At 56.3% G+C, this 261-nt stretch carries 1 pseudogene; it reads right to left on the reverse strand.

Going from position 1 to position 261, the window contains the following annotated elements:
• Positions 1-261, reverse strand: a pseudogene (locus tag SB771_RS35250) (methyltransferase type 11); the annotation flags it as partial.

Below are 261 nucleotides of genomic sequence, written 5' to 3' on the forward strand. Positions count from 1 at the left end.
GCGCTGAGCTGTTCGGTATGAGCGTACACGAGCAGAATCTGATGGCCGAGCCAGTACGTCGGTTCATGAGAGCGCGTGTCCACCACCGACTCATACGCGAGTACCCAATCCGGCGTCGGCGAAAGCGGAATGTTGCGCGAATCGAACGTTACCTCGTGTTCGACATGGCGGTCGAATTCCCGATATGGCAGAAGCAGGACGACAAACTTCGACGCGTATTGTGAGATCTGCTCGAATACGTCCCACGGCCTGGCAAAATGT

It is taken from the genome of Burkholderia sp. SIMBA_051 (assembly GCF_046534915.1).
Taxonomy (GTDB): Bacteria; Pseudomonadota; Gammaproteobacteria; order Burkholderiales; family Burkholderiaceae; genus Burkholderia; species Burkholderia ambifaria.